The organism is Deinococcota bacterium (assembly GCA_030858465.1).
GTDB lineage: Bacteria > Deinococcota > Deinococci > Deinococcales > Trueperaceae > JALZLY01.
Genome location: JALZLY010000248.1, coordinates 1 through 4,430, shown reverse-complemented (window position 1 = coordinate 4,430; position 4,430 = coordinate 1). Strand labels below are relative to the sequence as shown.

Genomic DNA, 4,430 nt, shown 5'->3' with positions numbered 1-4,430 from the left:
TCATGAAGGCCTTGGTTTCCTGCGGGTCCTCGAGCACGTAATCAGCCATGTCCAGCAGACTCTCGAGCCAGTAAAGCCTGTTGGATTCATCGAGGTTGAAGCGTCTTGCCACCTTGCGGCGGTGGAGGGTCGAGGCGGAGAAGCCTAGCGCGTTCCGGAGCTGCTCTTCACTGACGCCTAGTCGTTCGGCGAGGAGTGGGAAGGTGCTGTAGCTGACGCCTTGTTCTACTTGCGCGATGCGTTCAGCGATCGTCATGCTGCCTCCAAATGAGAGTATAGCATTCCAAATGGAGGACTTGATGACGATTGTCATGGATAGTGATGCCGATTATCCCTTCCCTCTCACCTCCTGCCGCTCCAGTTCACCATAGACTTTGGTAGGTTCGAGCAAGAGCAGGGGCTCGAGCCTGATCTTGTCGCTCCGCTTGCGCCTGACGTTGTTCGTCCAGGCCCTTCTCGCTGGTCTCGGTTTTCACCTAGGCTCCTAGGCGACCTCAACGAGCATCTCGCCCAGATGACACGGTCGTCAGCCCTCGGCCAGGTTGTGGTCGATGACGTGCTCGGCCTCGTGTCCCGGCTCACCAGCCAGCGCGCCAGGGTTGCGTGTCCACCGGAAAGCGCACTACGCCACCCGGAGCACCGGGTGGTCACTCTGCTTGGCGGCGAACTCGAGCGCGGCCGTGATGTCGTCGGCCTCGAGGTAGGGGTAGTCCTCCAGGATTTCCTCGCGGCTTGCTCCCGCCGCCAAGAGGTCGAGGATGTCCTTGACCCGCACGCGCAGGCTGCGGATGCAGGGGCGGCTCCCGCACTGCTCGGGGCGGGCGGTGATGCGGTGCAACTGGCTCATGACACGACTCCTTGCCTTTACAGCAACCGCCGAAAAGGGCTTGGAAAGAGCCCGCACTACTGCAAGCTCGAGCGCTGACCTTTCATTCGGGCCAGCGCTCGAGCTCCTGCTTCAGAGCGGGGTCGCTGCTGTAATTCCGGTAGAACTCGAGTAATCCCGCGTGCAGGGGCTTCAGTTCTTGTAGCGCCTGCTCACCTTTTGCAGTACCTAGGAGGCGGCGCGAGATCAGGAAACGGAGCCAGGCCGGGATCAGCTCGAAGGTGGCCACCGCTTTGTAGTGCTGCGGGTTGAAGAAGTTGAGGAGTCCGCCAAAGAAGCGGTCCAAAGTGCCCTGGTCGGGGCAGAGTGGATGATCGGCTCGGGGTGTGCCCCGCTTGGGTTTGCGTTTGGGGTTGCTCGCCAACGCTCCCAAGGGGCTCTCCCAATGCTCCAGTTCGCCAGCGTGGCGCTTCAACAGGTACGAGCAAAGCTGCTCGCGCGCCAGCTCACCCTTGGGGTAAGGCACACCCTCATCGCGCCGCAGGTAGCCGAGGAACTCGTGGCTTAGATACAGGAGGTTGCGCCGACCCTCAGCCTCGTCGGCTGAGCCTTCGTCGTCCTCGTCCTCTTCAGAGTCGAGGTGATGGGCTTCGTCGTCCCAAAGGACATCATCCTCGGCCTCGGCGGGCGGTGGCAGCTGGAAATCGTCCACCGTCCAGTCGCGCTTGACTCCTCCGCTGAGGTAGGCCAGCTCCTGGGCCAAGCCCTGAGGATCGACCTTGAGGTAGGTCTCGAGTCGCGCCGGCAGTTCGGGGTCGCCCGCATCGGGCGACGGGGCTCGCTCCACATAGTCGAAGATCTCATAAGCAGACGCTTGGTGAGCAAACGCGTGAACACCCCAAGGAACGATGCCCTTTCCCTCCTCGATCTGTGGCCAGGACATACGCACGGCTTCGACGAGAAGCGCTAACTGGCCGTGGTAGGCCAGCTGGTCGAGCACGTTGTCGAAAAGGTCGATGTCCCTCTCCGCGATGCCGGCCAGCTCCTGGACCGGCTTGGGAAGGGCTTCCAGACTTCCGCTGGCCAGCGCGTCACCGATCTGCCAGCTGAGGAAGTAATGACGCTTCTGGTCATAGGCTTCGGGCCGGTGCTCTTGCAGCGCCGCCACCAGTTCCGCCAGGCGCCCTCGCTCGCCCCGTTTGGCGCTCTCGTGGTAGATGAGGTTCAGCATCTCGAAGGCCATCTCGCCGTCCATCAGCTCCGCTTCGCCCAGCGTCATGGTGAAGAGCTCGAGCTTGCCCTCGTGGTTCGCCTGTTCGAAGGCATCCCAGCGGGCATTCCAGGCTTGGATGTGGGGGTCCGGCGAGACAGGCGGCGGCTTGCGCGAGCGAGGCCTCTGCTCCCGCGCGGCCTGTTGATCTTTTTTGAGGCAGCAGTGCTTGTATTTCTTGCCGCTGCCGCAAGGGCAGGGTTGGTTGCGTCCGACTTTGATTGCGAGTACCTCTCATCAACTGGAATGGGCTTTCGTGTTCGGGTGACCTATAGCGACGTTCTCAGTTTAACTGCAGGCCGCCCGTCACCTTGTTGTCGGCTACACGACACTCTACCCACAGCTGGTGGGTCACTTACTACGGTCGTGCCGGTCATGGTGAGAAGGAGAGCTGACCTGGGTATGAACGCAGTCCAAAGAGAAAGAGGCATTGGTCATCGGTTTTGATCTTGTTCGAGGTAGCGTCCCTGCCGCAGCAGGGTGAGCCTCTGGGCGATGCGCACCTCGTCGTTGAAGCGAAAGATGAACGCCGTCGCCCGGCCCTCCGGGGTAAGCCCGAAGATCCTTCCCTCATCGAGTCGGAAATGCACGTTCCAGGCGTGCCGACGCGGGTTGAAAAAGCCGGCGAGCTCCTCTGTCTCCGGGTCGAGCGTGGCGAGATTCGGTCCTTTGTAACGGTTGCAGACAACACAGCAGAGGGCGAGGTTGTCCTCTGTGTCCGGCCCGCCATGTTGATGTGGGATCACATGATCAATCTGATGCGGGTGGAGCGTCTCACGTTCTGGCAGCAGGCAATACTCGCATCTCCACCGTGCCCGCTCGACGACGAGCCGGCGCAGTTCTTGAGGGAGTGACGTCACGCAGCAGCGATATCTTCAGGAGTCAAGCTGGCCTTGAGGGTGATGATGAGGTGCTCGAGCTTAATGAGTTCGTCGAGTTCGCGTGCTTCGGCCTCACCCAGAACACCGGCTTGATTCAGTGCGAGCAGCCTGCTCATGCGCGCCTGGGCGCGCTCGGACACGTGGTAGGCATGGACCTCCCCTGCCAAGGGGTTCGAGGCTAGAAACTCGACCAATTCGCTAGCCGTCTCAACCGCGGGAGTCTTGAGGGCGAGTAGGCTAGTTTCTAGAACCGTCGGCAACCAGCGGCTGAAGGGCTCGACGCGCTTCGCCAATTCGTCTGGTAGGGTGACGGTTGCCATGCCGTCAGTTTAGCAGATCCGACTGGGGAAGTTGGATCATTTTGAAACCCTCTCCTCAGACGCGAGGAGCTTTATCAGACCTTCGGGATTGGGCGGGGTGAGGCTGCCTGTCTTGTTCTAGCCGAGCGACACGGCAGCACGGCTATCTTTCTGTCCTCCGACAAAGAAGCCTGTAGGGTGGCCGAGCAATTGACCATCCCTTTCCTGACGCTGCCTGCGTTGGTTGAGGAGTGGATAAGGCAGGAGCGGCCGACACTTCCCGAAGTTGAGGCACTGCTGATTGGTTTCAAGGCTGCCAGATTTGCTCTTGCAGAAAGTGATTTGGTGCGCTTGAAATCAGCTTTAAAGCGCGACTGAATAGAGTACATCGGGGATGCGATCCCGTTCCTGCTGGTGGCGCTGTAAACGTGCGAGCGTTATAAAAGAGGGTCGTGATTGACCAACGTCTTATCTCTTCTCACTCGCCTCCTGCCACGCCTCTTCACTATAGACCTCGACGGGACCCACCACCAGGAGGGGCTCGAGCCTGACCTTGTCGCTCCGCTGGCGCCTGACGTTGTCCGCCCACACCATCTTGATGCTTGGCCCAGCGGCGATGAGGCCCACGTCGCGCACGTACGGCCTGACAATCTCCCCCCTGAGGAGGTAGACGTACGGTGTGACGCGCTCGGTGCGGTACCGTTCCCTCAGAATCGCTTCGTGGCTGTCCTCGAGGTGGCCCAGGCCCTCCGCGAGCGCTTCGACTTCCGCCTCGACCTTTTCGCGTCTGGGGTCGAACATGGTGGCGTGAGGCGTAAAGTCCTCCTTGAGGATGAGCCTGGTGCGCTCGAGTTGCTCCTCGAAGCGGAGGATAGCGTGCTCGCGGACGGTCACCCGGCTGGTGTAGGTGGCGTGCCTCCTGAGCCGCACGTAGTGCACGCCCTCGATGAGGACTGGCATCAGCAGGCCCACGGTGGGCTCCTCGCGGCCCATGAGCTCGAGGCCTCGCTGTTGCACTTCGCGGAGTTCGTCTAGTCTCCCCTGGTACGGCCCGGTGTCCTGCACGGGGTAGATGGCCTTGCTGTAGGTGTTGCTCTGCCCTTCCCCCCGGATAATATGCCCCTTTCCCTCGAGCCACTCCACATCTGGAAGGT

7 protein-coding genes and 2 pseudogenes are annotated in these 4,430 nt (G+C 61.2%); 1 reads left to right on the top strand and 8 read right to left on the bottom strand.

The features are described 5' to 3' along the window. The 7 genes and pseudogenes from M3498_12555 to M3498_12525 all read right to left on the bottom strand — a co-directional run. On the bottom strand, positions 1–256 hold a 256-nt coding region (locus tag M3498_12555), incomplete at its 3' end, for a hypothetical protein (GenBank protein ID MDQ3460112.1). A 366-nt stretch (positions 257–622) separates the two neighbouring features. Then, positions 623–847 carry a DUF433 domain-containing protein gene (locus tag M3498_12550; GenBank protein MDQ3460111.1) on the bottom strand — a complete coding sequence of 75 codons (225 nt, stop codon included), beginning with the start codon at positions 845–847 and terminating at the stop codon, positions 623–625. 82 nt (positions 848–929) lie between these two features. Next, complete coding sequence (locus M3498_12545; GenBank protein MDQ3460110.1) at positions 930–2,105, bottom strand: hypothetical protein; 1,176 nt, start codon at positions 2,103–2,105, stop codon at positions 930–932. Positions 2,106–2,276: 171 nt separating this feature from the next. Next, positions 2,277–2,318, bottom strand: a pseudogene (locus M3498_12540) (SEC-C metal-binding domain-containing protein). Positions 2,319–2,530: 212 nt separating this feature from the next. Further along, on the bottom strand, positions 2,531–2,686 hold the full coding sequence (locus tag M3498_12535) for a hypothetical protein (protein MDQ3460109.1): 156 nt from the start codon (positions 2,684–2,686) through the stop codon (positions 2,531–2,533). 115 nt (positions 2,687–2,801) lie between these two features. Next, positions 2,802–2,842 (bottom strand): annotated as a pseudogene (locus M3498_12530) (hypothetical protein). A 110-nt stretch (positions 2,843–2,952) separates the two neighbouring features. Further along, a complete protein-coding gene (locus M3498_12525; protein MDQ3460108.1) occupies positions 2,953–3,297 on the bottom strand; it encodes a hypothetical protein in 345 nt (114 codons plus the stop codon). Between the two features lie 177 nt (positions 3,298–3,474). Here M3498_12525 and M3498_12520 point away from each other — a divergent pair, with 177 nt between their 5' ends. Then, positions 3,475–3,654 carry a hypothetical protein gene (locus M3498_12520; GenBank protein MDQ3460107.1) on the top strand — a complete coding sequence of 60 codons (180 nt, stop codon included), beginning with the start codon at positions 3,475–3,477 and terminating at the stop codon, positions 3,652–3,654. Positions 3,655–3,744: 90 nt separating this feature from the next. Here M3498_12520 and M3498_12515 read toward each other — a convergent pair. After that, positions 3,745–4,430 (bottom strand): hypothetical protein (locus M3498_12515; GenBank protein ID MDQ3460106.1); only part of this gene is annotated, 686 nt, incomplete at its 5' end.